This window comes from Actinomadura gamaensis (assembly GCF_042652125.1).
Taxonomy (GTDB): Bacteria; Actinomycetota; Actinomycetes; order Streptosporangiales; family Streptosporangiaceae; genus Spirillospora; species Spirillospora gamaensis.
Map to the genome: position 1 here is coordinate 361241 of NZ_JBHSIT010000006.1, position 23221 is coordinate 384461.

A 23221-nucleotide genomic window follows, 5' to 3' on the forward strand; every position below is an offset into this window, starting at 1 on the left:
GGAACTCTAACCGCACTCCAGGAACTCTAGCCGCCGACGAGAACGATCTTTCCGATGTGCTGGGCGGTGGCCATCAGCCGGTGCGCCTCGGCGGCCTCCGCCAGCGGGACGGTCCGGTCCACGACGGGCCGGACGGCCCCGGACTCGATCATGGGCCAGACGTGCTCCCGGACGGCGGCGACGATCGCGGCCTTCCGTTCGGCGGGCCGGGACCGCAGCGTCGTGCCGAAGACCGACTTGCGCTTGAACACCAGCTCGGCGAGGTTCAGGTTGCCCTCCAGGCCCTTCTGCACGCCGATGATCACAAGGCGCCCGTCCGTGGCGAGGGACCGGACGTTGCGCTCCAGGTAGTCGCCGCCGATGACGTCGAGGATCACGTCGTACGGCCCGCGCTCGCCGAAGTCCTCCGTGCGGTAGTCGATCGTGACGTCCGCGCCGAGTTCGCGCACGCGCGCGGTCTTCTCCGCGCCGCTGACGGTCGTGACGACGCGGGCGCCGAGGGCCTTGGCGACCTGGACCGCCATCGTCCCGACGCCTCCCGAACCGCCGTGGACCAGCAGCGTCTCGCCCTTCGCCAGCCGGCCGGTCATGACGATGTTCGACCACACCGTGGCGGCGGCCTCGGGCAGCGCCGCGGCCTCGACCAGCCCGACCCCTTGCGGGACGGGCAGCACCTGTCCCGCCGGGACGGCGACCTTCTCCGCGTAGCCGCCTCCCGCCAGCAGCGCGCACACCTCGTCCCCGACCCGCCAGCCCGTCACGCCTGAACCCACCGCGCTGACGCGTCCGGACGCCTCCAGCCCCGGATAGGGCGACGCGCCTTCCGGCACCGGGTAGAAGCCGAGACGCTGCGCGACGTCCGCGCCGTTGAGCGCGCTCGCCGCCACGTCGACGACCACTTCGCCGGGGCCGGGCTCCGGGTCCGGGACCTCCGTCCACTCCAGCACCTCGGGGCCGCCCGGCTCCCTGATCGTGATCGCCTTCATGACACTCCGTCCATGGCTCATCCGCCCGATGTCGACACCGCTCACATCAGGTCAGATGTGAGCAGTGGCAACATTGAATCTCCGCAGGTCAGGCCAGCATCAGTCAGGCTGAGAAGTAGTGGCCCTTGGCGAGGTCGTCCAGCAGGCCCGGACGCGTCGGCGTCCAGCCCGTGACCTCGCGCGTCAGCTCGGCGGACGCCGGCTGGTCCACGGACAGGAGCGGTCCCAGGAAGCCGAACTCCTCCGCCGGGACGGACGCGACCGGCACGCCCAGGCGGCGTCCGATCACCTCGGCGATGTCGTGGGTCCGCACACCCTCGTCCCCGACCGCCTGGAGCACCGCGCCCTTCGGGGCCTTCTCCAGCGCCAGCCGGAACAGGTGCGCGGCGTCCCGGACGTGCACGGCGGGCCAGCGCGCCGACCCGTCGCCGACCTGCCCGGACACGCCCTTCTCCCGGGCGATGGCGATCAGGCGCGGGACGAAGCCGTGCCGGTCGCCCTCGCCGTGCACCGACCGGGGCAGCCGCACCACCGACGGCCGGACGCCCCGGCCCGCCGCCGCGAGGGCCGTCCGCGCGTTCGCGTCCCGCGCCGCCGCCGGCGAGTCGGGCGCGGAGTCGTCGCGCTCGGTCGCCACGCGTCCCGGCACGACGGGCGTCCCGGCCGTCACCACCAGCGGCTTCGCCGAGCCCGCGAGCGCGTCGCAGAACGTCTCGATGACGTGCGCGTCCGTCCGCGTCGCCTCCGCGAACCGGGAGAAATCGTGGTCGAAGGCCAGGTGGACGATCCCGTCGGCGTCGGCGGCCGCCGCGCGAAGGGTGTCCGCGTCGGACAGGTCGCCGCGCACGGCCTCGGCGCCGGCCTCGGCGACCGCGGCGGCCGTGTGCTCCGACCGGGCGAGCGCGACGACCTCGTGACCGGCCCCGAGCAGCTCCGGGACGAGAGCCGAGCCGATCCAGCCGGACGCGCCCGTGACGAACACCCGCATGCGAAACCCCCAACTTTCGGCGCGGAATGCCTGTGAGCAGGGGATACCCGTTCGCCCCGGCCGGAAGGTCAAGCCGCGGCGAACGGGCCGTCATGGTCTCGACGGGTGCTTCGCGCAACCGCATCCGGCGGGGGCCACCGGGCCTCGCTCGGAGCGGGCGGCCTTCTCGACCTCGGCGAGGAGGCGGGTCCGCTCGTCGGAGGTGATCAGGCGGCCGTTGACGACGAGCGCGTGGATCGTCCGGGTGTGCCGGATGTCGGCCAGCGGGTCACGGTCCAGGACGACCAGATCGGCGAGCTTGCCACGCTCGACCGTTCCCAGCTTTTCGGCCATGCCGAAAGCGCGGGCGGGCTCGCTCGTGGCGGCTTGCAGGGCTTGCATCGGAGTCAGCCCCGCCTGCACGAGGAGCTCCAGCTCCTCGTGCAGCGCGAAGCCCGGGACGATGTACGGGTCGCCGGTGTCGGTGCCCGCGAGGAGCCGGACCCCGGCCCGCTTCATCCGCCCGACCAGCGCCTTGCGGTGCTCGAAGATCTCCCTGATCTCGGCGGCCTCCTCGGCGGAGCGCCCGCCGGTCATCACCTCGGCGACGTCGCTCCACCAGCTCGTCATGTCGGACGACAGGTACTTCCACTCGTCGGTCTTCCGGTTCGTCTCCGGCAACTCCAGGGACTGGTGGATGCGGAGCGTCGGGACGACCGCGCGTCCGTGCCGGGCCAGATCGCGGAACAGCGCGCGCGTCCGCTCGGGGTCGAACGAGCGCACGGCCAGGTGCTCCAGCGCATGGATCCGCTGGTACCAGTCGCGGTAGCGGTGGAAGGTGTCCTGCGACGCGTCCGTGGTGATCGCGGCCAGCCCGCGCCGGATCTCCCGCTCCCGGGACGACGTCGCCAGCAGCACGGCGTCCATGTGCTCCAGGGTCCGCTGCCCGGCGCGGACGGCCTCCGCGATCGTGACCGGGTCGGGGCAGTGGCCCGCGAACGGGATCCCCTGGACGCGCGCCTCGTCCGCGAGCGCGAAGTACGCCTCGCGCGTGAGCCGCGAGTAGACCTTCACGAAGTCGGCCCCTTCGCGCTTCGCCCGCCGCACGGCCTCGCGCGCCTCGGCGGCGGTCCCGACCTCGATCAGCGAACCGGTGACGGACGTGTGCAGCGACGGACGCCCGTCGACGATCGGGCTGCCGATGATCCAGCGCGGCCCCAGCAGCCGGCCGCTTGCGATCTCGTCCCGCCACTGGTGGTGGAACGTCTCGCCGCGCATCTCCCGTACGGACGTCACGCCGGTCAGCGCGTACAGCGGCGGCACGACGGTCTCCGGCCCGATGCTGTGCACGTGCGACTCGATCAGTCCCGGGATGACGAACCGCCCGGCCAGGTCGAGCACCTTCGCGCCGGACGGGACGGCGACCTCGCCGGTCCGCCCGATCGCGGCGATCACCTGGCCCCGGACGAGGACGGTCATGTCGCGCATCGGCGGCGCGCCCGTCGCGTCGATCAGCGTGGCGTGCGTCAGCGCGAACGCCGCCCCCTCGCCCGCCCTCGACGAGCCGGGACCTTCGAGGGCGGAGGCGGGGCGCGGGACGGAGGCGAGCAGCGCCGCCCCCGCGAACACCGCCGCCGTCCCGCCCAGTACCTCCCGGCGTGACCGGGCCTTCTCGTCGTGCGCCATCCACAACTCCTCGTGACTAGTACAGTGCGTACAACGTATAGAGGAGAATCCTGGGGCGGCTGCCGAAATGCCTCGCTCTGAAGGCATTTCGGCGAAAAGGGCAGGCCTTGTACTAGTACGGTGACCGATCGGCAGGGGAGTGGACTAGAACGGTGGAGCCAGACGGAACCCCTCCTTACCTGCGCATCGCGGCCTCCATCCGCGACCGGATCGAGTCGGGGGAATTGCCGGTGGGGCGGCGTGTGCCGTCCACGCGGCAGATCGTCCGCGAATACGGCGTGGCCATGGCGACAGCGGCGAAAGCCTTGAACGTCCTGCGGCAGCAGGGCTGGGTCCGCACCGTGCCCGGCGGCGGGACGATCGTCGCCGAGCGGGCCACCGCAGATCCCCGCCGGGACACCGGAGACCCCGCCCGCGACACCGGAGACACCGGCCGGGGCGCCGGAGACACCGGCCGGGGCGCCAGCGGTCCCGGCCGGGTCGCCGAGGGCATCGTCCCGGGAGCGTCGCCGACGGGCGTGGCGCCCGGCTCGACGCGGGACGTCGTCGTCAGGGCGGCGATCGACCTCGCGGACCGCGAGGGCCTCACCGCCCTCACGATGCGCCGCCTCGCCGCGCGCCTGAACGTCGGCCCGATGTCGCTGTACCGGTACATTCCGGACAAGGATGAACTGCTCCGGCTCATGGCGGACGTCGCGTTCGGCGAGGAGGCGCTGCCCGAGCCCGGCCCGGACGGATGGCGCGCCAAGCTGGAACTGTCCGCGCGCGTGCAGTGGCGCGCGTACCGCCGCCACCCCTGGCTGCCCGCGATCATGCACAACTCGCTCGTCCGCCCGCCCGCCGTGCCGAGCGGCGTCCGCATGGTCGACTGGGAGGTGCGCGCCCTCGGCGGGCTCGGCCTGAGCGGGCACGACACGCTGCACACCGTCCTCGCGCTCGACGGCTACGTGGGCGGCATCGCCGCCAGCCACGCGCTGGAGGTGCAGGCCGAACACGACACCGGCATCACCGGACGCGAGCGGATGTCAGCCGACCGCTCCCTGCACGCCGACCTGTTCGCCGGCGGCCGGTTCGGCGCGCTCGCCGCCGTGATCCCGCCCGGCGCGACGGTCCTGGCCGACCTCGACGAGCTCTTCGAGTTCGGCCTGCGCCTGCACCTCGACGGCATCGACGCCCTGCTCGCGCGATCCGCTGCAAGCGGTCCGGCTCAGGACGCCGGAAGCGGGCCGAAGCGGACATCGGACCAGATGCGGCGCGACGCCTCCTCGGGGTAGCGGACCTCCGAGAGGTGCTCGTCGAAGACCCGGGTGAGGCGTCGGTCGCGGTCGAACGGAAGCCAGCCCGGATCGCCGCCGCGAGCGAACTCGCCCCACGCGCGGCGCATACGGGCGCCTAGCTTGCGGGCCGTGCAGGACGGATTTCCCTCGAACAGCTCCACCCCGAGCCCTGCGTCGAAAACGTCGAAGAGGAGCGGGATGTCCGCGCAGTGCGGCGCGCCGAGCGCTCCCTCGTGCGCGGGCACGGTGAGTCCGAGTTCGTACAGGTAGGTCGGTCCCTGGTGCAGCTCGGCGAGCCGGTAGGTGCCCATGCGGAACAGCGCGTCGCTCAGGACGAGGTCGTACAGCTCCTCCGGCCCGGCGTCGGGATGGGCCTCGCGGTAGGCGTCGGGACCGCCCGGCGGTGCGAGCGCGCCGAGCGCATGGTCGGCCACGTCGGCGGTGACGCGGCCGAGGAGACCGGCGCGGGCGACGAAGAGGCGGTACTCGTTCCGGGTGTGGCCGATCATCAGCGGGACGTCGGCGAGCGCGCCGTCGCCGAACGCCGTCCACGGGTCGGCGGCCAGCACCTCGCCGTCGACGACCGGACCCGGCACGTTCTGCGCCGGACCCGCGCCGACCGCCTTGACCAGGTCGTCCGCCGGGACGTGCGCGAGATCCCCGGCGGTCGGACGGGCGCCGACGAGGCCCGCGACGTCCGCCGCGACCCGCCGGGCGCGCTCGGGCGACAGGTAGGCGTTCGGCACGCTCCCGAGGACGACCCGCCGGAACAGCCCCCGGTTGGACGGCATCGTGACCAGCGCCGCGACGCACGCGGCGCCCGCCGACTGCCCGTACACGGTCACGTTCCCCGGATCGCCGCCGAACGCGGCGACGTTGTCGCGGACCCAGCGCAGCGCCGCCGCCTGGTCGAGCAGGCCGCGGTTCGCGGGAGCGTCCTCCAGCAGCGCGAACCCGTCCATGCCGAGGCGGTGGTCCATCGAGACGAGGACGACGTTCGCGTCCCGCGCGAGGCCCGTCCCCTCGAACGACGGGTCGGCCGACGCGCCCGCGACGAAACCGTCTCCGCACACCCAGACGATCACCGGGAGGCCGGTCGCGTCGGGGTCGGGCGTCCAGACGTTGACGCGCAGGTAGTCGTCCGGATCCGAATCGGACGGACCGGGCGGGCGGCGCGCATCGGACGGACCGGGTAGGCGGCGCGAATCGGGCGCCTGCGGCGGGGACGGCCCGAACGCCGTCGCGTCGAGGACGCCGTCCCACGTCACGGCCGTGTCCGGGGCGGCGAACCGCGCGGCGCCCGTCAGCGGACGGCCGTAGGGAATGCCGAGGAACCGCGCCACCCCGCCGCGCCAGGCCCCGCGCACGCGCCCCGCCCGGACGTCCCTTTCCACACTGCTCATGCTGGGAGCGTTTCCCAAGGTCGGGCCGTGCGGAGCCCACGGCCGCACCAAACTGTCCTACAGTTCCACGCTCTCCCCGACCGCGGGCCGCCGGTACTCGCGGCCGGCCCGCTCGGCCTCCATCGCCAGCACGTCGTCGAGCACCGCGAGGCCGATCTCGTTCACCAGGCCGTCGTGGATCGCGAACGCCCGCTCCGGCGCGACCGTCCGCAGGTACTCGATCATCATCGGGACGGTCAGCCACGGCGCCTGCCCCGGCAGCAGCAGCGTCGGGACCTCGACCTGCGTCAGCGCGTCGCCCGGGTGGAACACCACGTCGTCGACGAGGAAACCGACGTTGTCCACAGGCGGGAAGTCGGGATGGCTGAAATGGTGCTTCTCACCGATCACCCGCACCCGGAACCCCGCCACCTCGAACGTGTCCCCGTCGCGGACGGCGTGGATGTTCTCGCGGTCGAGCTTCTGAGCGTCGTCCGGCTCGCGGGCGTCGTCCAGCTCCTCCAGACGCCGGACCATCCCGGCGCTGGTGTAGACGGCGGCGGGAGTCGCGCGCAGCTTGTCGAAGCTGAAATGGTCCTCGTGCTGGTGCGTGATCAGCACCGCGTCCACACCGTCGGTGGCCTCGGCCTCGGGGGTCAGCTCGCCGGGGTCGATCACCAGGGACCGGCCGTCCTTCTCCAGCCGCACGCACGCGTGCCCGTACTTCGTCATGCGCATGATCGCCAAAGTACTCGGCGCCGGTCCGCGACGCCGCCCGGAAAGCTACCGTCGTGCGGTGATCGACTCTCTCCGCCTCCTGGACGCCGACGCCGCCGAGCACCGCGCGCACACCGGCGCCGTCCTGCTCGGCCGCCTGCCCGCCGCCCCTGACTGGGTGGTCGTCGGCGCGGGCAGCGGCGGAACCGCCACCGCGATCGGCCGCCGCCTCGCGACCGGAACGGCCAGGGAAACGACGAGCGAAACGGCCACCTGCGCCGCGTCCCCGAAACCGGGGCCCTCCCGCGTCCCTCCCAATGATCGGGATCGCGGGAGCCCAACGCCGGGGGACGGCGGCCTAGCGCGATGGCTCGGGCGTCACGTCCAGCACCGCCTTGCCTTGCAGGCGCCGTCCCGCCAGAGCGTCGGCCGCCTCCGCCACCCGGTCCCAGGGGCCGCGCCAGGAGACCCTCGGACGGAGCCGGCCGGTGGCCACCAGGTCCAGCAGCGCCTTGAGCTGGGCGGGCCGGTCGGTCACGCCCGCGCCGTTGTAGACCGAGGTGATCGAGGTCGGGGACCGGCGCCCCAACGTGGAGCCGGGAGGAAGGACGGCCGCCTCCCCGGACGCCCATCCGATGCTCTGCAGGCTGCCGCCGGGCGTCAGCAGGCCGTAGGCGGCGGCGAGCTGCGCGCCGCCGACCATGTCGATGACGACGTCGACGGGTCCGCCGACGTTCTCCGGTCCGAGGACGACCTCGTTCGCGCCGAGCTCCGCGAGGCCCTCGCCGCTCGCCGCCGAACCGACGGACGCGATCACGTGGGCGCCGCCGATCGCGGCGAGCTGCACGGCGAAGGAGCCGACCCCGCCGGACGCGCCGGTGACCAGGACGCGCCGTCCGGCGATCGGCCCGGCCTGCCACAGGGCGCGCAGGGCCGTGCCGGCCGCCACCGGGAGGGTCGCCGCGTCCGCCAGGTCCACCGCGTCCGGGACGACCGCGAGGTCGATCACGTCGACCGCGCGGCGCTCGGCCCAGCCCCCGCCGTCACCGAACGTCACGACCCGCGCGCCGGCGGCCGGGCCCGTCCCGTCGGCGGCGGGCTCGACCACCACGCCGGCGGCGTCGAAGCCCAGCACGGTGCCGGGCTCGGCCCGTCCGGCGAAGTACAGCTCGGCGGAGTTGAGCGAGGAGTGCCGGACCTCGACCACCGCCTGCCCCGCCGCGGGGACCGGCTCGGGCGCCTCGCCGAGGACGAGCCGGGCCGGCGCGTCGGGGTCGACGATCAGTGCGCGCATGTGAACCTCTCCGTTTCTCGTGATCCGCGTTCTTTCCGTTCCCGTTTCCGGCCTGGCCCGGCCTGGCCTGGCCCGGCCAGGCGCGGCCGCCTAGCCGATCTTCCGGGTGTAGACGACGCGGTCGACGAGGCGTTCCTTCTGCTGCGGCGGGGTGAAGTAGAGGTCGAAGGTGGGGTGGCCGTTGCGGGGGATCGTGATGACCGTCCGCATGGGGATGGTCTTACCGTAGTAGCGGGGGCCGAGCAGCCCCGGATCGGTGAACGCGCCGGGGATGGAGAGCACCGACGGCGTGCCGCTGACCCGCGGACCGCGGTAGGTCATCGCGGTGGGCGTGACGCTGTCGAAGGTCGTCCACTCGTACCGGCGGTCGATGTTGGAGAAGCCGAGGATCCCGAGCCGGAAGTAGTGCTTCCCCGCGAGCGTCCCCTCGGTCCGCTCCTCGAGAAAACGGCCGCCGGTCTTCGCGATCCACCGCGTCCGGACGGTGATGTCGCGGGAGACGACCGGCTTGCCGTTGCCGCCGAGCAGGTAGTTCGTCTTCACGGCCTTCCACGTGCCGACCAGCGGGTCGAGGCGTCGGTGGTTCGGTCCCGGGTCGAGGTTGCCGGCAGGCGCCGCCGGGCCGGCCGCGGACGGCGACGACGACGGGACGGACGCGACCGCCACCCCGCCCAGCCCGGTGACGAGCACGGCCGCGGCCACCGGTACGGAAACTTTCCTGATCATGCTGGGGACTCCCTGCGACTTCGAGAACGAGCCGGGCGGACGCCGCGAGCGACCGCGCGAGCGGTCAGGCGGACGCCGCGGGAAGCGGTCGTCGCTTCCCGGCGGAATGCTCCCAGTGGCCTCGAAAGTCCCGGTAGTGTCGCTGTCATCGGGCGGATAGTGCATTTGTCATAGGTCTCGGGGAGACGCGTGGAACGGATTCCCGACGACCTGCCACCGCGGCCGGTCCGCGGAATGCTGTGGGCGTCCCTCGCCATCCTGTTCGCCATCCGGGCCGCGTCCGGGATCGACAACGGCTGGGGAGCCCTCGGCGTCGTCCTCGCGACCACCTCGTACCCGCCGCTGATCGCGCTGCTCGCACTCTGCCGAGGGCCGCGCGTCCGCTACTCGCTGCTGGCGTGCGTGGTGGCGCTGTACCTCGTCCCGTTCCCGATCCTCGGACTCCAGTGGGACTGGATGCCGTGGACGGTGGCCGCCGCCCTGCTCCACGCCCTGCCCACCCGCTGGGCGTGGTCGCTGTTCACCCTCGTCGTCGCCGTGACCGGACTGATCGTCCTGCTCGACGGCGGGAACATCGCGACCGGCGTCTCCCGCATGGTCATCGTGGCGGACGACGGGCTCATCGTCTTCAGCATGGCCGCGCTCGTCCGCACCATCGAGCGGCTGGCGTCCACCCGCGAGGAGCTCGCCCGCTCCGCGCTGGCACGCGAACGCCTACGCCTGGACGACGAACTCCGCGACGCCTTGGGCGGCAGGCTCCAAGCAATAGCCTTCCGCCTTCGCAACGCTTCCCCGATCCGCCCGCCGGACGACTCGCGAGATGCGGCAGGGCTCGCGCGAGACCACTCTCGGGAGACGACGGGCCGCGCCCTGGACGACCTCCGTGAGGCGCCGGGCCACGCCCAGGACGACCTTCCAGAGGCGGCAGAGCTTGCACGAAACGACCATGGGGAGGAGACGGCAAGCGCGGGGGAGGACCTTCGGGAGGCGACCGATCTGGCCCGGCGGGCGCTGGGTGACGTCCGGGCAACGGCCGCCGCGTATCGCGCCGTGCCGTTCTCCGAGGAGCCGCTTCCGCTCGGGTCGCCGCGGCCGGCGCGGCGGGTGCTGCTCGCCGTGCTGGTGATCCAGTGCGTGCTCGTGCTGGCGAACATCTCGCTCTACGACGACCTCGGGCTCGGCCACCTCAGTCCGGAGATGCTCGCGCTCGGGGTGCTCGCCCTGTGCGCGATCGTCATCCTCCAGACGCTGCCCCGGACGCGGCTCGTCTTCGCCGTGCAGTCGCTGCTGATCGTGCTGCCGGTCTTCCTCCTCACCACGGCGTGGGATCGGCTGCTGAGCTTCTTCTCCGGCGCGCTCCTGCTACGAGTGCGCCGCCCGTTCTCGTGGATGCTCGTCGGCGCGGTCCTGGCCGTCCACTTCGCGCTGCTGCGCCGGGAGACCGAGAGTTCGCTGACGAGCGACCTCGCGGCCCTGGGCGGCCACGTGATGCTCATGTGGCTGGTGTACGCGCTGGAACGGCTGTCCGAGCTGGCGGCGGTGCTGGAGCGGGCCCGGCACGACCTGGCCGACCGGGCGGTGCGGCGCGAGCGCACCCGCGTCGCCCGCGACCTGCACGACGTCCTCGGGTACAGCCTGTCCGCCGTCGCGCTCAAGGGCGAGCTGGCCGAGCGTCTCCTCGACACCGCGCCCGACCGGGCCCGCGCCGAGATCGCGGCGCTCACGGCGCTGGTGGAGCGGAGCATGGCCGAACTGGACGCCATCGTCGTCGACCGCGTCCGGCTGACCCTGGCGGCCGAGATCGGCGCGGCCCGCCGCATGCTGGAGTCGGCGGGCATCACGACCGGGACGGACGTCGAGCACCGCCCTCTTCCGCCCGAACTCGACACCGCGCTGGCCGCCGTCCTGCGCGAGACCGTCACCAACGTGCTCCGCCACAGCAGGGCCCGGACCTGCGAGATCACCATCTCGCAGGACGGCGACATCGTGCGGCTCCACGTCGTCAACGACGGCGCCACCCCCGACACGGCAGACCGACCGGCGCGAGAAACGTCGCCGAACGCCGATGACGCCAGACCCAGGCCGACGCCGACTGCCGCTGATCCCCGATCCAGGCCAGCGCCGGCCACCACCGATCCGGCCTCCGGACTCGCGCCGGTTACCGCGGGTCTGAGCTTCGGGCCGGCGTCGGATACCGCTAATCCGACATCCATCCTCGCGATGGGTACCGCAAGCCTGGAATCGGGACCGGCCTCGGATACTGCCGGTCCAGCGTCTGGACTGGCGACGGATACTGCAAGCCTGGAATCCGGTCTGGGCCTGGGTGTCGCTGGTCCGGGATCCGGGCTGGTCAACCTGGCGCAGCGCACTGGCGGAGGGCTGGTGGCGAGGCGGCGGCCCGGCGGCCTGTTCGAGGTCGTCGCCGAGTTCCGCTCAGATCCAGCCGGCCTCGGTCGCGATCCGGATGGCGTCGACCCGGTTCCGGGCGTCCAGCTTGACGGCCGCTGAACTCAGGTAGTTCCGGACGGTCCCATAGGTGAGGAAGAGCCGCTCGGCGATCTGCGCGGGATGCGCCCCGGTCGCCGACATGCGCAGCACCTCGGTCTCCCGTTGGGTGAGCGGACTCTCGGGCGCCTGCAGCGCGGCGAGGGCCAGCGCCTGGTCCACCACACGTCCCCCGGCGGCGACCGTCCGGATGGCGTCGGCGAGGTCCGCGCCGCGGATGTCCTTGGCGACGAATCCCTCGACCCGCGCGCCGAGCGCCCGGCGCAGGACGCCCGGCTTGGTGATCGACGTCAGGATGACCACGCGGCACTCCGGCGCGCGCTCGCGGAGCTCGGCCGCCGCCGCGATGCCGTCCTGCCCGGGCAGCCCGATGTCGAGCACCGCCACATCCGGACGGTGCGCCAGCGCGGCGGGGACGACCCGCTCCCCGTCGGCGACCTCGGCCACCACCTCGATGTCGTTCTCCATCGAGAGCAGTCCGACGAGCGCCTCGCGCAGGATGGTCATGTCCTCCGCGATGAGAACCCTGATCACGCCTTCTCCGAGCAGCCACCCCGGTCCGCCCAGGCGGCCCGGCACCGTTCCGTCCGGACGTCCGCGCCCCCCGTCCGCACCGGTCCGCCATCGTAACTCAGACGAACCTTCCATTTCGGCGCCCCGCTCACTCCCAAGCCTCCACCCTTCGCACCAACCGACCGCCCCTCCGAACTGCGCCCCAAGGGCGGACAAGCCAACCGAAGGTGGATGACGCGTCCGGCCGAACCATCGGTGCGGCCAACGCGCGCGGCGGGCTGGGCGTGGACGGGGCGGGCCACGCGTGTGGGTCGCGGGGGTGACGCGTGGGAGGGACATTTTGCGTTTGCGGTGGTGGCTCGGCACTGCGGGTGGCTGGGGGGCGAGGGGGAGGGGCGGGGCGTTTGAGGGGCTGAGGTTCGGGTGTGGCTGAAGTTTGGGGGTGGGACTTGGGAGGGGACGGGGTTTTGGGCGGGGGCGTGGTTGACGGGGACTGAGGTGGGGGGTGATCTTGGGAGGATGCGGGGGCGAGGCGAGTCACTCTGGCGGAACCGGAACTTCGTGCTCCTCTGGGCGGGGCAGACGTTCTCCGAGATCGGCACCCGGATGACCTCGGTGGCGTTTCCGCTGCTGGTCCTTGCGCTCACCGGCTCTCCGGCCAAGGCCGGCGTCTCCGGGTTCGCGGCGACGCTTCCGTACGTGCTGTTCTACCTGCCCGCCGGGGCCCTCGTGGACCGCTGGGACCGCCGCCGCGTCATGCTCTTCTGCGAGATCGGTCAGTTCGTCGCGCTCGGCAGTCTCGCCGTCGCGCTGGTGCTGCACGGGGTGACGTTCGCGCACGTCCTCGCCGCCGGGTTCCTGTCGGGGTCGTGCTTCGTGTTCTTCAGCGTGGCGCAGCGGGCCCTGCTGCCGGCGCTCGTGCCGTCCGAGCGCCTGACCGAGGCGCTGGCCAGGCAGGAGGCCAAGAGCCGCAGCGCCGCGCTGGCCGGGTCCCCGCTCGGCGGGTTCCTCTTCGGCCTCGGCCATGCGCTTCCCTTCCTCGCGGACGCGGCGTCCTACCTGGTGTCGCTCGGCACCGTCCTCGGCATCCGGACGGAGCGGCGGGACGCGCCCCGGCCGTCGGAGGGTTCCTGGTTCCGCGACCTGCTGGGCGAGATCGGGACGGGCCTGCGCTGGCTGTGGCACGAGCCGTTCGTCCGGATGAGCGTGGTGCTGACCTCCGCGGTGAACCTGATGTTCCAGGCGCTGATCCTGAGCCTGATCGTCCTGTGCCGGCCTCTGGGCGCGGGCAGCGCCGGGACGGGCCTGGTCCTGGGCTGCTTCGGCGTCGGCGGCCTGGTCGGTGCGCTGGCCGCGCCGCGCGTCCCGAACCTGATGTCCTCCCGGTCCGTGGCCATCGGCGTCACGTGGATCTGGGCCGCGACCGCACCGCTGCTGGCCCTCGCGACCAGCCCGTACGAGCTCGCCGCGATCATCGCCTGCATGGCCTTCGCCGGTCCGCTGTGGAACGTGGTGGTCGTCGGCTACCAGTACGAGGTGATCCCGGACCACCTGCTCGGCCGGGTCAAGAGCGTCGCGCTCCTGGCCGGCTGGGGTTCCATGCCGCTGGGCCAGCTGCTCGGCGGCTACCTGCTGTCCGCCGCCGATCCCCGGACGGCCGTCCTCCTGCTCTCCCTGCTGTCGATCGCCATCGCCCTGGTCGCCACGCTCAACCGCTCGATGCGCATGGACGCCACCATCCCGCCCCGCCCGGGGCTGCAACCTCAGTGACCTCCCGCGATACTCGGAGCATGAACGATTTCGACGGGGGCTGGGACAGCACGGCGACGCTCACGGACGGCTGGGTCGAACGCGTCCCGCGCCGCCCGGACGTGCACGTCCGCCTGCTGGCCGAGGTCCGCCTCATGCCGTGGCTGGCCCCGCGCCTCCCGCTGCCGGTGCCCATCCCGGAACTCGTGTCGGAGGACCCTTTGACCGTCCGCCACCGCCTCGTCCCCGGTGACCCTCTGGAGTCTCCGACCGCCGGGCAAGGCCGGAGCCTGGGCGAGTTCCTCCGCGCCCTGCACGACACGCCCACCGACGAGGCCAGGGCCCACGGCCTTCGCGACATTCGCGACGAGTTCGCCGAGGACCTCGCGCTCTTCCGAACCCACGTCATCCCCCTGCTCCCCGAAGACGCCCGCGCCGACGCCGCCGCTCTCCTGGAGGCCGTCGACCAGGGCATCGCCACCACGGTCGTCCACGCCGATCTCGGCCCCGAACACATCCTCACCCGGGACGGACGCCTGTCCGGCGTCATCGACTTCGGCGACGCCCACGCCGGAGACCCCGCGATCGACCTCGCCTGGACCCTTCACGGCACTCCGCCCGCCTTCGCGAACGCCCTGGCCACCGCCTACGGCGTCACACCGCCCCTCCGAGCCCGAGCCCTCCTCTGGCACAAACTGGGCCCCTGGTACGAGGTCACACGAGGCGTCACCACCGACGATCCTGCGATGCGCGACGAGGGCCTGGCCGCCGTCCGCTCCCGCCTCGCCCTCTAACCCGCCGCGCCCCTACGCTTTGCCTGGCCCTCCAGCGCTGGGCCGGTCATCTGAGCTCCGACGCTCCCCACTCGGTGACGGTCACCTCCATCCCCAACTCCAGCTTGCCGGTGCGCAGCACGGAGAACTTCGTACCGAACGCCACCCCACCCGCCGCGGCCCGGCGGTAGGACGCGAGCGTCCGCAGCGGCTCATGCCCCGCCTTGACCCCGGCGGCCTGGTCGATCGTCGTGACGGCGCACCGGATGGCGAGCTTGGTGTAACCCAGTTCCACGCCGCCGATGGCGATCCGGCGAGCCGAATCCTCCAGGTGCGGCGAATCCCAGCCGTCGACCACGATGTTCGGCCGGAACCGGCTCATCGGCACCTCCTCTCCGTCTATCCGTCCGTTCAGCTCCCGGAGGCTGGCCCGCGACACGAGATGCACGGCACTGCTGTCCGCATAGCCGGACGTGCCGGGTGTCAACCCGTCCGTCACCCGGCCATGATCCGGTGGCACCCGGACCATCCGGCTCGGCTTGCCGAGCATCTCGCTCAGCCACCGCGCGGCGGCGTCCCCCTGGTCGATGCCGCGATATGCGACCCCGAACAACTCCACACCCCGCTGCTCGGCGTCCACCCGGACCTCGACGTGCAACGCGTCCATCCCGGGAGCTCGCAGCGTCAGCCGGGTTCCGTCCGCACCGACCTCCGGACGCACGGCCGCCAGCCGAGGGTCGCGACGCTGACTCCGGAAGACCCCGTCCTCCCCGATCACCATGAAACTGCGGTCATGCGCCAAGCCGGCCTCCGCCAGCGCGACCTCGCGGACGGCCACCCCCGCACATCCCTTGACCGGATACGTGTACAACCCCGCGACAACGGCCATCCGAGCTCCCCTCGACGCCCCGGCCCCAAGCTAAAGACCCCCGCACCGAACTGGCCAGCTCAGACGCCGTTACCTGACACCAACTCGTCAGAAAGCCTTGTCGACATGCTCACCAGCCGAGCAGTCCGGCACCCGCCTCGCGGCCTCACCCCCTTCGTCTCACCTTCTTCCGTCTCGTCTCCGCTCGCGTCGTCGGCTACGTTCGGTTCGCCTCCACTTCGTCCTTGAGAAGGGCCTCAAGGTGCTTCAGGAAGTCGCTGGGATCGGACGCGAAGATCTGGGCGTGGCCTTCGTCCGCGTCATAGGTGTCGCGGATCCACGCTCCGCCGGTCAGCTGGTAGACCACTGAGGTCGTACGGCTGACGGCGAAGAACGACCCACCGCCGTCCGTGCCGAACACGACGATGGCGTCGTCCCGCGCGCCGGTCAGTCGAGTCGGCTTGTCGCCGCGCATTCCCGCGAGCACCGTCTCGGCCGGATCGATCCGGAAGCCGTAGTGCAGGTCGAGCAAGGACGCCTCGACGAGGCTGCTGTACATCTCGAGCAGCGCGGGCGGCGCGCCCTCACGTTCGAGCGCCTGAAGCGCGGCGAGGTCCTCTCGCCCCGGAGAAGGCAGGACGACCGTGAACTCTTCCGGTGATCCGGGTCGGTCCAGCTGAAGCGCCAGCTCATGCATCGACCGCGCGAGCGTTCCAACGGTCGACGGAGCCGCGTCGTCGTGCCGGGGCGGGGACGTTTCTTCGGGGGTCATTGGCCGACCGTGCTGCTGCGGCGTTCGAGGAGGATGACGTCGCGCCAGCGGCCGCGGTGGCGGGCTATGCGGTGGCGGACGCCCACGGTGCGGAAGCCGGCCTTCTCGTGGAGGCGGAGGCTGGGCTCGTTCTCCGGGAAGACGCCCGACTGGAGGGTCCAGATGCCGGCGGCCTCGGTGGACTCGATCAGGGTGTCGAGGAGCGCGGCGGCCACGCCTCGGCCCCGGTAGGACGGGTCGACGTAGATGCTGGGCTCCACCACTCCGGCGTAGACGAGACGGGGCGACACCGGGGAGACGGCCACCCAGCCCATCACTTTGCCGGTCGTGGGATCGGTGGCCACGTAGCGGTGCTCGGGAAGTTTCGACTTGTCGAAGTACTCCCAGGTGGGGGCGGTGGTCTCGAAGCTCGCGTCGCCGGTGTCCAGACCGGACTGGTAGATCGCCAGGACTTCGGGGGCGTCGGCCGGGGTCATCGGGCGGATGTGCAGGGGCATGGTCGTCTCCGGGGTCTGGTCAACGGCCTTTGTGGTAGGTGGTCAGGGATTTCGCGAAGCCCAGGGGGACGAGGACGAGTTCTATGATCATGGCTTTCCAGGCGTAGTAGGTATTGACGGCGCGGATCGCGTAGAGGCACGGCACGTTGCCGAGGACCTGGAGGGGCGGCAGGTTCCGCTTGCGGGCGGCGTGCAGCAGCGTGGCCACCAGCAGCGGTAACTCGCCGCCCAGCCACAGGGCGACGGCGATGGCGGGCCGGACGTGCCCGGCCGTCGTGAGCAGGACGGGTGTCAGCCACCACAGCGGGGCGAGCAGGATCTCCAGGACGGCCAGGACGACCCAGAGCGCGAGCATGGGTTTGCGGCGCGCCATCGGGCGCAGATGCAGCCGGACGTTCTGGAAGAACCCGGCCATCCACCGCCAGACCTGGCGGCGCAGGTAGGGGAGGGTCGCGGGATCGGCGGCCCACGCGACCGCCTCGGGGACGTAGACGGCGCGGTGGCCCTCGATCTGCCGGCTCCAGGTGGCGTCCATGTCCTCGACGATGGTGCGTTCGGGGAAGCCGCCGGACGCGGTCAGCACGTCGCGGCGGAACGCCGAGCAGCAGCCCGAGCACACCATCGGGCTCGCCGCGCCCTGCTGGATGGGACGCTGGAAGTGGAAGCCGAACAGGTACTCGACGGAGCGGCCGCGTTCCCAGACGGTGCGCGCGAAGCGGGCCTGGACGTTGCCCGCCGCGATCACCACGCCAGGGTCGGCGAATACCGGCCGCAGCCGCTCGATGTAGTCGGGGGCGAGGACGGTGTCGGCGTCCACGGCGAGGATCAGGTCGCCGGTGCAGTGGGGGAGGGCGTAGTTCTGCGCGCGGGCCTTGCTGCCCGTGCAGCGGTCGGGGCGCAGGACGGTCGCGCCGTGGGCGCGGGCCACCTCGCCGGTGCCGTCGGCGGACGCGTCGTCCACCACGATGATCTGGTCCGGCGGGACGGTCTGCCGGCGCAGCGAAACCAGGGTGGCGGGAAGGCCCGCCTCCTCGTCGTGGGCCGGGACGATCACGGTGATCGTCGGCGTCCCCGTGGTCGACGGCGCAGGGGCGGGTGCCGAAGTGGGCGAGGTGGGGACGGGCGCCCCGGACGGGGGCGGCGCCGAGGACGGGGAAGGCGTCGGGTGCGGGGAAGGCGTCGGGTTCGGGGCAGGGATCGGGGACGGGATGGGGGTGGTCGTGAGGGGCGGGGTGGTCATCGGGCACCCCGCAGGCGGGTCAGGGCGCGGGCGGTGGTCGTGGCGATCCAGACCGCGCCGTAGACCAGCGTGCTGACGCCGATCCCCGGGAATCCTCCGTGCATGATCTGTTCCTTTCCGGTGTGCCGGTTCGGGCTCACGGACCATCGTGGGCCGCCCGGCACACCGGGGAACAGTCGACGCCGAATCTGTGGATAACTCGAAGGTTCGGCTGGTCAGCGCCTATGTCACTCGTACGCCGTCACTCGTGTGCAGGCGTTCACTCGTAGGCTGCCGCCGCCGCGCGCAGCGCGGCCAACACCTCCTGCGGGTCGTAGTGCGCGGGCGCGCCCGGACGGTAGGTGACCGATTCGAGAGCGCCCGTGTAGGGGAACGCGCCGTGGCGTTCGTAGAGCGGCCACGACACGGGGGAGCGGCGGTCGATGCCCACGTCGATGCCTTGCATCGGAGCCATGCCGATGAGCATCTGGACTCCGCCGAGGCGTCCGGCCAGAGAACCGTTGACGGTGAAGGCGAAATCCCAGCGGTAGCCCTCCAGCGCGGACGCCGAAACGGTGATCGCCTGCGGGCCCGCCTCCAGCGCCCCCAGATCGACCTCGTACAGGACGCCGTACTCGTTGTAGGCGAACCAGAGGTGGCCGTCCTCGACGTACAGGTTGTAGCCGCCGCCCTGGTCGCCGTGCGCGAACAGCACGCCGGAGGCGTCGGCTTCGTGCGTCACACGCACATCGACGTCGAAATCGCGGAAGGCCACCAGCCGGGCCGAACGGTAGCGCTCCAGGTGCGGAGTTCCGGGGAGCAGCGTGACGGGCTCTCGGAAGGCGTCCTCTGAAGGGGGACGGGCCGTCCAGAGGTAGCCGGTGCCGTCGTCCAGAGGGAACACCTGGTTCTGCCAGGCGGCCTCCTCCCACGCGGCTGCCAGCTCCTTCACCAGGTCCGGATGCTCGGCGGCCAGATCGTTGGTCTCCGTGGGGTCGGTACGCAGGTCGTACAGCTCCCACGGATCCTCGTCGTGCGGACGGCCCGGACGGTGCAGCGTGACGAGCTTCCAGCCGTCCCGGTAGTACGCGCGGTTCCCGGTCATCTCGGCGTACTGCTCCGGGTGCGTGCTCGCCGCCGAAGCATCCCGTAGGGGCGCCACGAAACTGACGCCGTCCAAGGACTTCACCCCATCGGACGGACGCGGAACGCCGGTCAGCTCCAGGACCGTAGGCAGAACGTCCGTGACGTACTGGAACTGGGTGCGGACGCCGCCCGCTTCGTCCGCCAACCCGCGCGGCCACGAAATGATGAACGGGACCCGCACGCCGCCCGCGTGCGTCTGCCCCTTGTAGAGGCGGAACGGGGTGTTCGACGACATTCCCCATCCGCGCGGGTAGTGCACCATCGTGCGCGGACCGCCGATGAGCTCCGGATCGCGGGCGACGTCTGTTTCCCAGTCGTCCGGTAGGCCGACCCTGGAGAGGAACTGCGCGAAGTAGCTTCGCGTACCGCGGATTCCGCCTTCCCCGGTGCCGCCGTTGTCGGACGTGAAGATGACGATGGTGTTGTCCAGTTCGCCGAGGGCCTCGATCGTGGCGAGGAGCCGCCCGAGGTTCTGGTCCACGTTGTCCACCATCGCGGAGTAGACCTCCTGGTAGCGGACGAACAGCGAGCGGTCCTCCTCGGAAAGCGAGTCCCAGGCGGGAACGTCCAGGAACTGCTCGCTGTTGCGCGGCGGCAGGGCCGTCCCTTCGGGGAAGAGCCCGTTCGCGATCTGGCGTGCGAAACGCTCGTCGCGCAGGGCGTCCCAGCCACCGTCATACCGGCCGCGATACTTCGCGATGTCGGACGCTTTCGCTTGCAACGGTCCATGCACCGCAGGGTGCGCGAAGTACAGGAAGAACGGCTTGCGCGAGTTCGCACGCAGGCCCTTGAGGAGCCCGATCGCCTCATCCGTGAGATCGTCCGTCAGGTAGTAGCCCTCCGGATAGGAGTCGATTTCGACCGGAGAGTTGTCCCGAATGAGTCGATGCGGATGGTGCAGGCTCGTCAGGCCCTCAAGGATTCCGTAGAACCTGTCGAATCCGCGTTGCGTGGGCCAGGACGACCGGGCGGCGCCGTCGTTCATGGTGGCGTCCTTGGTGAGGTGCCACTTTCCGACGGCGAACGTCGCATAGCCGCCTGCGCGCAACGTCTCGGCCAGCGTCGGAACGTCGTCCGCGATCTCGAAGGTGTAACCGGGGAAACCCGGATCGGCGTTGGCGACGAAGCCGTATCCCGCGCGGTGCGGATTCAGCCCGGTGAGCAGGGCCGCACGGGACGGTGAGCACAGCGGATTGGTGTGGTAATTGGTCAGGCGCAGGCCTCGCTCGGAGAGCCGGTCCAGCGTCGGCGTCTCGATCTCCGCGCCGAAGGGGCCGACATCCGAGTAGCCCATGTCGTCCAGCAGGACGATCACGACGTTGGGCGCGCCCTCCCCGGCTCCGGCCTCGGGCCACCAGGGACGGGACTCCGCGACGGTTCGTCCGACCTCGGCGCCGTGGCCGGGATAGCGGCGGGTTCGAGAGGTCATGACGCGAACTCCGAATTGAAGCGGGTGTCGAACTCCTCATGGACGTCGAGCTTGCGCGGAAGCAGCCCGAGCTGGAAATAGGAGTCCGCCTGAGCCTGCTGGTCGGCGATGACGGAAGCGCTGATCTGGGTCTCGACGGCCGAGCCTCGCCCGAGGAGCGCCTTGGCGAGAGGCAAGGGCACGTTGTTGGCCTTGCTGTAGGCGTTGGCCCACGCGTCCGGATTGGCGTTGGCCCACTCGTGCGCCTTGGCCGTCCTCTTCACGAAATCGCGTAGTGCGGGGCTCAGCTTGGCGTCGCCCACGGCCTTCGCTCGGGCGATCGAATAAAACGCACCGACACCGTAGCCGGCTCCCGTCTCAATGGCGCGGGCGCCGAGCAGGCCCTCCGCCTGCGCCCTGTACGGGTCGATGGTCGACCAGGCGTCCACGTCGCCGCGCTTGAACGCGGTCAGCGCGTCCGGGATCTGGAGGTTGACGGGCTTCACGTCCTTGTAGGAAAGGCCGTTCTTGGCGAGCGCCTTGATGAGCAGATATTGCAGGATCGTGCCCTGCGTCACCGCGACCTTCTTGCCGCGGAGATCGGCGACCGTCTTGATGGGCGAATCCTTGGGAACGAGGATCGCCTGCGCGGACAGGGCCGGATTCCTCGGCTTCAGCACCGCGACAGCCTTGATGGGCGCGCCGGACGCCTGCGCGAAGATGGACGGCGTGCTCGCCGCGAGCCCCACGTCCACCGCGCCCGCCTTCTCCGCCTCGACGAGCTGCGGACCGGCCGGGAAGGTGCTCCACTTGATCCGGTACGAGGTGCCCTTGTCCTGTCCCGCCGCCAGGAACAGCGCCTTCTCGGTCGCGCCGAGGCTGCCGACCCGCAGCGTGGTCTCCGAACTGGCGTCGGACGTCCCGCAGGCGGTCGCCGCCACGGCCACGGTGGAGGCGACGCCGATCGCGGTCAGGGTCTTTCTCATTTGTCGTTCTCGCTGTCTGTGTCGTCGCCGGAAGGCGAACTTTCGAAATCCGCGTCCAGATCCGCGCCGAAATCCGAACTCGTGTCGAAGACCGGGTCGGGATCCGCGTGGTCATCGGCGTCGTCCTGGACGCCCAGTTCCGCGAGCAGACGCGCGCGCAACGAGGCGAACGCCCCGTCATGGCGTCTGCGCGGATGCGGAACACCCACTTGCACGTCCAAGGAGATGCGGCCCTCGGTGAGGACGAGCACCCGGTCTGCTAGCACGATCGCCTCGTCCACGTCATGCGTGACCAGGAGCACGGACGGACGGTGTCGCGCGACGAGTTCACGTAGCAGCGCGTGCATGCGTATCCGCGTGAGTGCGTCGAGCGCGCCGAACGGCTCGTCCAGAAGCAGCAGTTCGGGTTCGCGTACGAGCGCGCGTGCGAGCGCAGCCCGCTGAGCTTCCCCTCCGGAAAGCGTGGACGGCCACGCGCGCTCATGTTTGGCCAAACCGACCTCGGCGAGCGCTCGTTCGCCGCGTCCGCGCTCGGAACGCCCTAGTCCGAGCACCACGTTGTCGAGAACGCGAGCCCAAGGCAGTAGGCGGGCGTCCTGGAACACCACGGCATGACGGGACGGGACGTCGACTTCGCCGTCGGCTTCGGTGTCCAGACCGGCCAGAACGCGCAACAGGGTGCTCTTGCCCGACCCGCTGCGCCCGAGCAACGCCACGAACTCGCCCGGACAGATCGTCAGGTCGATGCCGTTCAGCACCGTCCGCCCGTCGAACGCCCGGCGAAGCCCCCGGACGATCGTCGCGTCCGCCACGCGCGTCGGATCGGCCGCGCCCGTCAAGTCGGCCGCGCCCGTCAAGTCGGCCGCGCCCGTCAAGTCGGTCGCGCTGGCCGGGTCGGTCGCGCTCAGCTGCCCTCGAAGCTGGGACGCCATCGCAGAGCCCTCCTCTCCACCACGCTGACCAGCCCGTTCGAGACCAGGCCGAGCACGGCGTAGACCGCCAGCCCGACCACGATCACGTCGGTCTGGGAGAACTCGCGCGCCTGCGTCATCAGGAAGCCGATCCCGCTGTCGGCGTTGATCTGCTCGCTGACCACCAGCACCAGCCAGGCGATGGTGACCGAGAAGCGCAGCCCGACGAAGAAGCCGGGCAGCGCGCCGGGCAGCACGACCCGCCGGACGAGGCCGAGCCGTCCGATCCGCAGCGTGCGGGCGAGTTCGACGAACCTCGGATCCACGCCGCGGATCGCCGCGTGCGTGTTGATGTAGACCGGGAACGCGCAGCCGAGCGCGACCAGGATGATCTTCACTTCCTCGCCGATCCCGAACCACAGGATCGCGAGCGGCGTCAGCGCCAGGATCGGGATCGAGCGGAGGATCTGCATCGTCCCGTCCAGAACGTCCTCGCCGAGCCGGAAGAGCCCGGCGACGAGCGCGACGGCGAGGCCGGCCAGCACGCCGAGCACCAGCCCGGCGGCGGCGCGCCGCAGCGACACCCACAGGTGGTGGCCGAGCGTGCCGTCCTGGACGAGGTGCCAGCCGGTCTTCGCCACGACCGACGGACCGGCCAGCGTCTGCGCGTCGAGCAGCCCGGTGGACGACCCGAGCTGCCAGAGGACCAGGAACAGCACCGGACCGAGGAGCCTGCGCAGGCCGCGCGGCACGGTTCGGCGTCTTGCGCGCGCGGGGGAGGGCCCCGCCGCGGAGACCTCCGCGGCGGTGCCCGGCGGGGTGGTGAGGGTCGTCATCGC

The 23221-nt window shown here is 71.7% G+C and carries 20 protein-coding genes; 4 read left to right on the plus strand and 16 right to left on the minus strand.

Features of this window, described 5'->3' with window-relative positions:
- Positions 1-26: 26 nt before the first annotated feature.
- The 3 genes from ACFPCY_RS22080 to ACFPCY_RS22090 form a co-directional block, all read right to left on the minus strand.
- On the minus strand, positions 27-986 hold the full coding sequence (locus ACFPCY_RS22080; protein ID WP_378258016.1) for an NAD(P)H-quinone oxidoreductase: 960 nt from the start codon (positions 984-986) through the stop codon (positions 27-29).
- Positions 987-1089: 103 nt separating this feature from the next.
- Complete coding sequence (locus tag ACFPCY_RS22085) at positions 1090-1974, minus strand: SDR family oxidoreductase (protein ID WP_378258017.1); 885 nt, start codon at positions 1972-1974, stop codon at positions 1090-1092.
- A 90-nt stretch (positions 1975-2064) separates the two neighbouring features.
- Complete coding sequence (locus ACFPCY_RS22090; protein ID WP_378258019.1) at positions 2065-3639, minus strand: amidohydrolase family protein; 1575 nt, start codon at positions 3637-3639, stop codon at positions 2065-2067.
- 152 nt (positions 3640-3791) lie between these two features.
- On the opposite strand from ACFPCY_RS22090, the gene ACFPCY_RS22095 reads away from it, so the two are divergent.
- Positions 3792-4913, plus strand: a complete 1122-nt coding sequence (locus tag ACFPCY_RS22095) for a TetR/AcrR family transcriptional regulator C-terminal domain-containing protein (protein WP_378258020.1) — start codon at positions 3792-3794, stop codon at positions 4911-4913.
- Here ACFPCY_RS22095 and ACFPCY_RS22100 read toward each other — a convergent pair.
- The 4 genes from ACFPCY_RS22100 to ACFPCY_RS22115 all read right to left on the minus strand — a co-directional run bounded on the left by ACFPCY_RS22100 (position 4847) and on the right by ACFPCY_RS22115 (position 9035).
- Positions 4847-6319 (minus strand): carboxylesterase/lipase family protein, encoded by a 1473-nt coding sequence (locus ACFPCY_RS22100; protein WP_378258022.1) that lies wholly within the window; start codon positions 6317-6319, stop codon positions 4847-4849. The genes ACFPCY_RS22095 and ACFPCY_RS22100 overlap by 67 nt on opposite strands.
- A gap of 57 nt (positions 6320-6376) precedes the next feature.
- On the minus strand, positions 6377-7036 hold the full coding sequence (locus ACFPCY_RS22105) for an MBL fold metallo-hydrolase (protein ID WP_378258023.1): 660 nt from the start codon (positions 7034-7036) through the stop codon (positions 6377-6379).
- Between the two features lie 337 nt (positions 7037-7373).
- A complete protein-coding gene (locus ACFPCY_RS22110; protein WP_378258024.1) occupies positions 7374-8309 on the minus strand; it encodes a zinc-binding dehydrogenase in 936 nt (311 codons plus the stop codon).
- 90 nt (positions 8310-8399) lie between these two features.
- Positions 8400-9035: a DUF1579 family protein gene (locus tag ACFPCY_RS22115; RefSeq protein ID WP_378258026.1), complete on the minus strand. Its 636-nt coding sequence runs from the start codon at positions 9033-9035 to the stop codon at positions 8400-8402.
- A gap of 189 nt (positions 9036-9224) precedes the next feature.
- Between ACFPCY_RS22115 and ACFPCY_RS22120 the strand changes: the two genes are divergently transcribed.
- On the plus strand, positions 9225-11543 hold the full coding sequence (locus ACFPCY_RS22120) for a sensor histidine kinase (protein ID WP_378258028.1): 2319 nt from the start codon (positions 9225-9227) through the stop codon (positions 11541-11543).
- Here the strand turns inward: ACFPCY_RS22120 and ACFPCY_RS22125 are convergent.
- The gene (locus tag ACFPCY_RS22125; RefSeq protein ID WP_378258030.1) at positions 11469-12074 is read right to left on the minus strand and encodes a response regulator transcription factor; all 606 of its coding nucleotides are present in this window, start codon (positions 12072-12074) and stop codon (positions 11469-11471) included. The two genes, ACFPCY_RS22120 and ACFPCY_RS22125, sit on opposite strands and share 75 nt — an antisense overlap.
- 498 nt (positions 12075-12572) lie before the next feature.
- Here ACFPCY_RS22125 and ACFPCY_RS22130 point away from each other — a divergent pair, with 498 nt between their 5' ends.
- Both ACFPCY_RS22130 and ACFPCY_RS22135 read left to right on the plus strand, forming a co-directional pair.
- Complete coding sequence (locus ACFPCY_RS22130; protein WP_378258032.1) at positions 12573-13823, plus strand: MFS transporter; 1251 nt, start codon at positions 12573-12575, stop codon at positions 13821-13823.
- Positions 13824-13843: 20 nt separating this feature from the next.
- Entirely contained in the window at positions 13844-14596 is a 753-nt protein-coding gene (locus ACFPCY_RS22135) for a phosphotransferase (RefSeq protein ID WP_378258034.1), read from the plus strand.
- 46 nt (positions 14597-14642) lie between these two features.
- Here ACFPCY_RS22135 and ACFPCY_RS22140 read toward each other — a convergent pair whose 3' ends face one another.
- The 8 genes from ACFPCY_RS22140 to ACFPCY_RS22175 all read right to left on the minus strand — a co-directional run bounded on the left by ACFPCY_RS22140 (position 14643) and on the right by ACFPCY_RS22175 (position 23218).
- Positions 14643-15464 (minus strand): MOSC domain-containing protein, encoded by an 822-nt coding sequence (locus ACFPCY_RS22140; protein WP_378258036.1) that lies wholly within the window; start codon positions 15462-15464, stop codon positions 14643-14645.
- 196 nt (positions 15465-15660) lie between these two features.
- A complete protein-coding gene (locus tag ACFPCY_RS22145) occupies positions 15661-16140 on the minus strand; it encodes a hypothetical protein (RefSeq protein ID WP_378258038.1) in 480 nt (159 codons plus the stop codon).
- 71 nt (positions 16141-16211) lie between these two features.
- A complete protein-coding gene (locus ACFPCY_RS22150; protein ID WP_378258040.1) occupies positions 16212-16712 on the minus strand; it encodes a GNAT family N-acetyltransferase in 501 nt (166 codons plus the stop codon).
- A gap of 19 nt (positions 16713-16731) precedes the next feature.
- The gene (locus tag ACFPCY_RS22155; protein ID WP_378258042.1) at positions 16732-17766 is read right to left on the minus strand and encodes a glycosyltransferase family 2 protein; all 1035 of its coding nucleotides are present in this window, start codon (positions 17764-17766) and stop codon (positions 16732-16734) included.
- Positions 17767-18211: 445 nt separating this feature from the next.
- Positions 18212-20506, minus strand: coding sequence for an arylsulfatase (locus ACFPCY_RS22160; protein WP_378258043.1), 2295 nt, complete (start codon positions 20504-20506; stop codon positions 18212-18214).
- On the minus strand, positions 20503-21471 hold the full coding sequence (locus ACFPCY_RS22165; protein ID WP_378258045.1) for an ABC transporter substrate-binding protein: 969 nt from the start codon (positions 21469-21471) through the stop codon (positions 20503-20505). Before ACFPCY_RS22165 ends, ACFPCY_RS22160 begins: the two co-directional genes overlap by 4 nt.
- Positions 21468-22403, minus strand: coding sequence for an ABC transporter ATP-binding protein (locus tag ACFPCY_RS22170; protein WP_378258046.1), 936 nt, complete (start codon positions 22401-22403; stop codon positions 21468-21470). The genes ACFPCY_RS22165 and ACFPCY_RS22170 overlap by 4 nt, the downstream gene beginning before the upstream one ends.
- Complete coding sequence (locus ACFPCY_RS22175; protein ID WP_378258048.1) at positions 22376-23218, minus strand: ABC transporter permease; 843 nt, start codon at positions 23216-23218, stop codon at positions 22376-22378. The genes ACFPCY_RS22170 and ACFPCY_RS22175 overlap by 28 nt, the downstream gene beginning before the upstream one ends.
- Positions 23219-23221 lie beyond the last annotated feature (3 nt).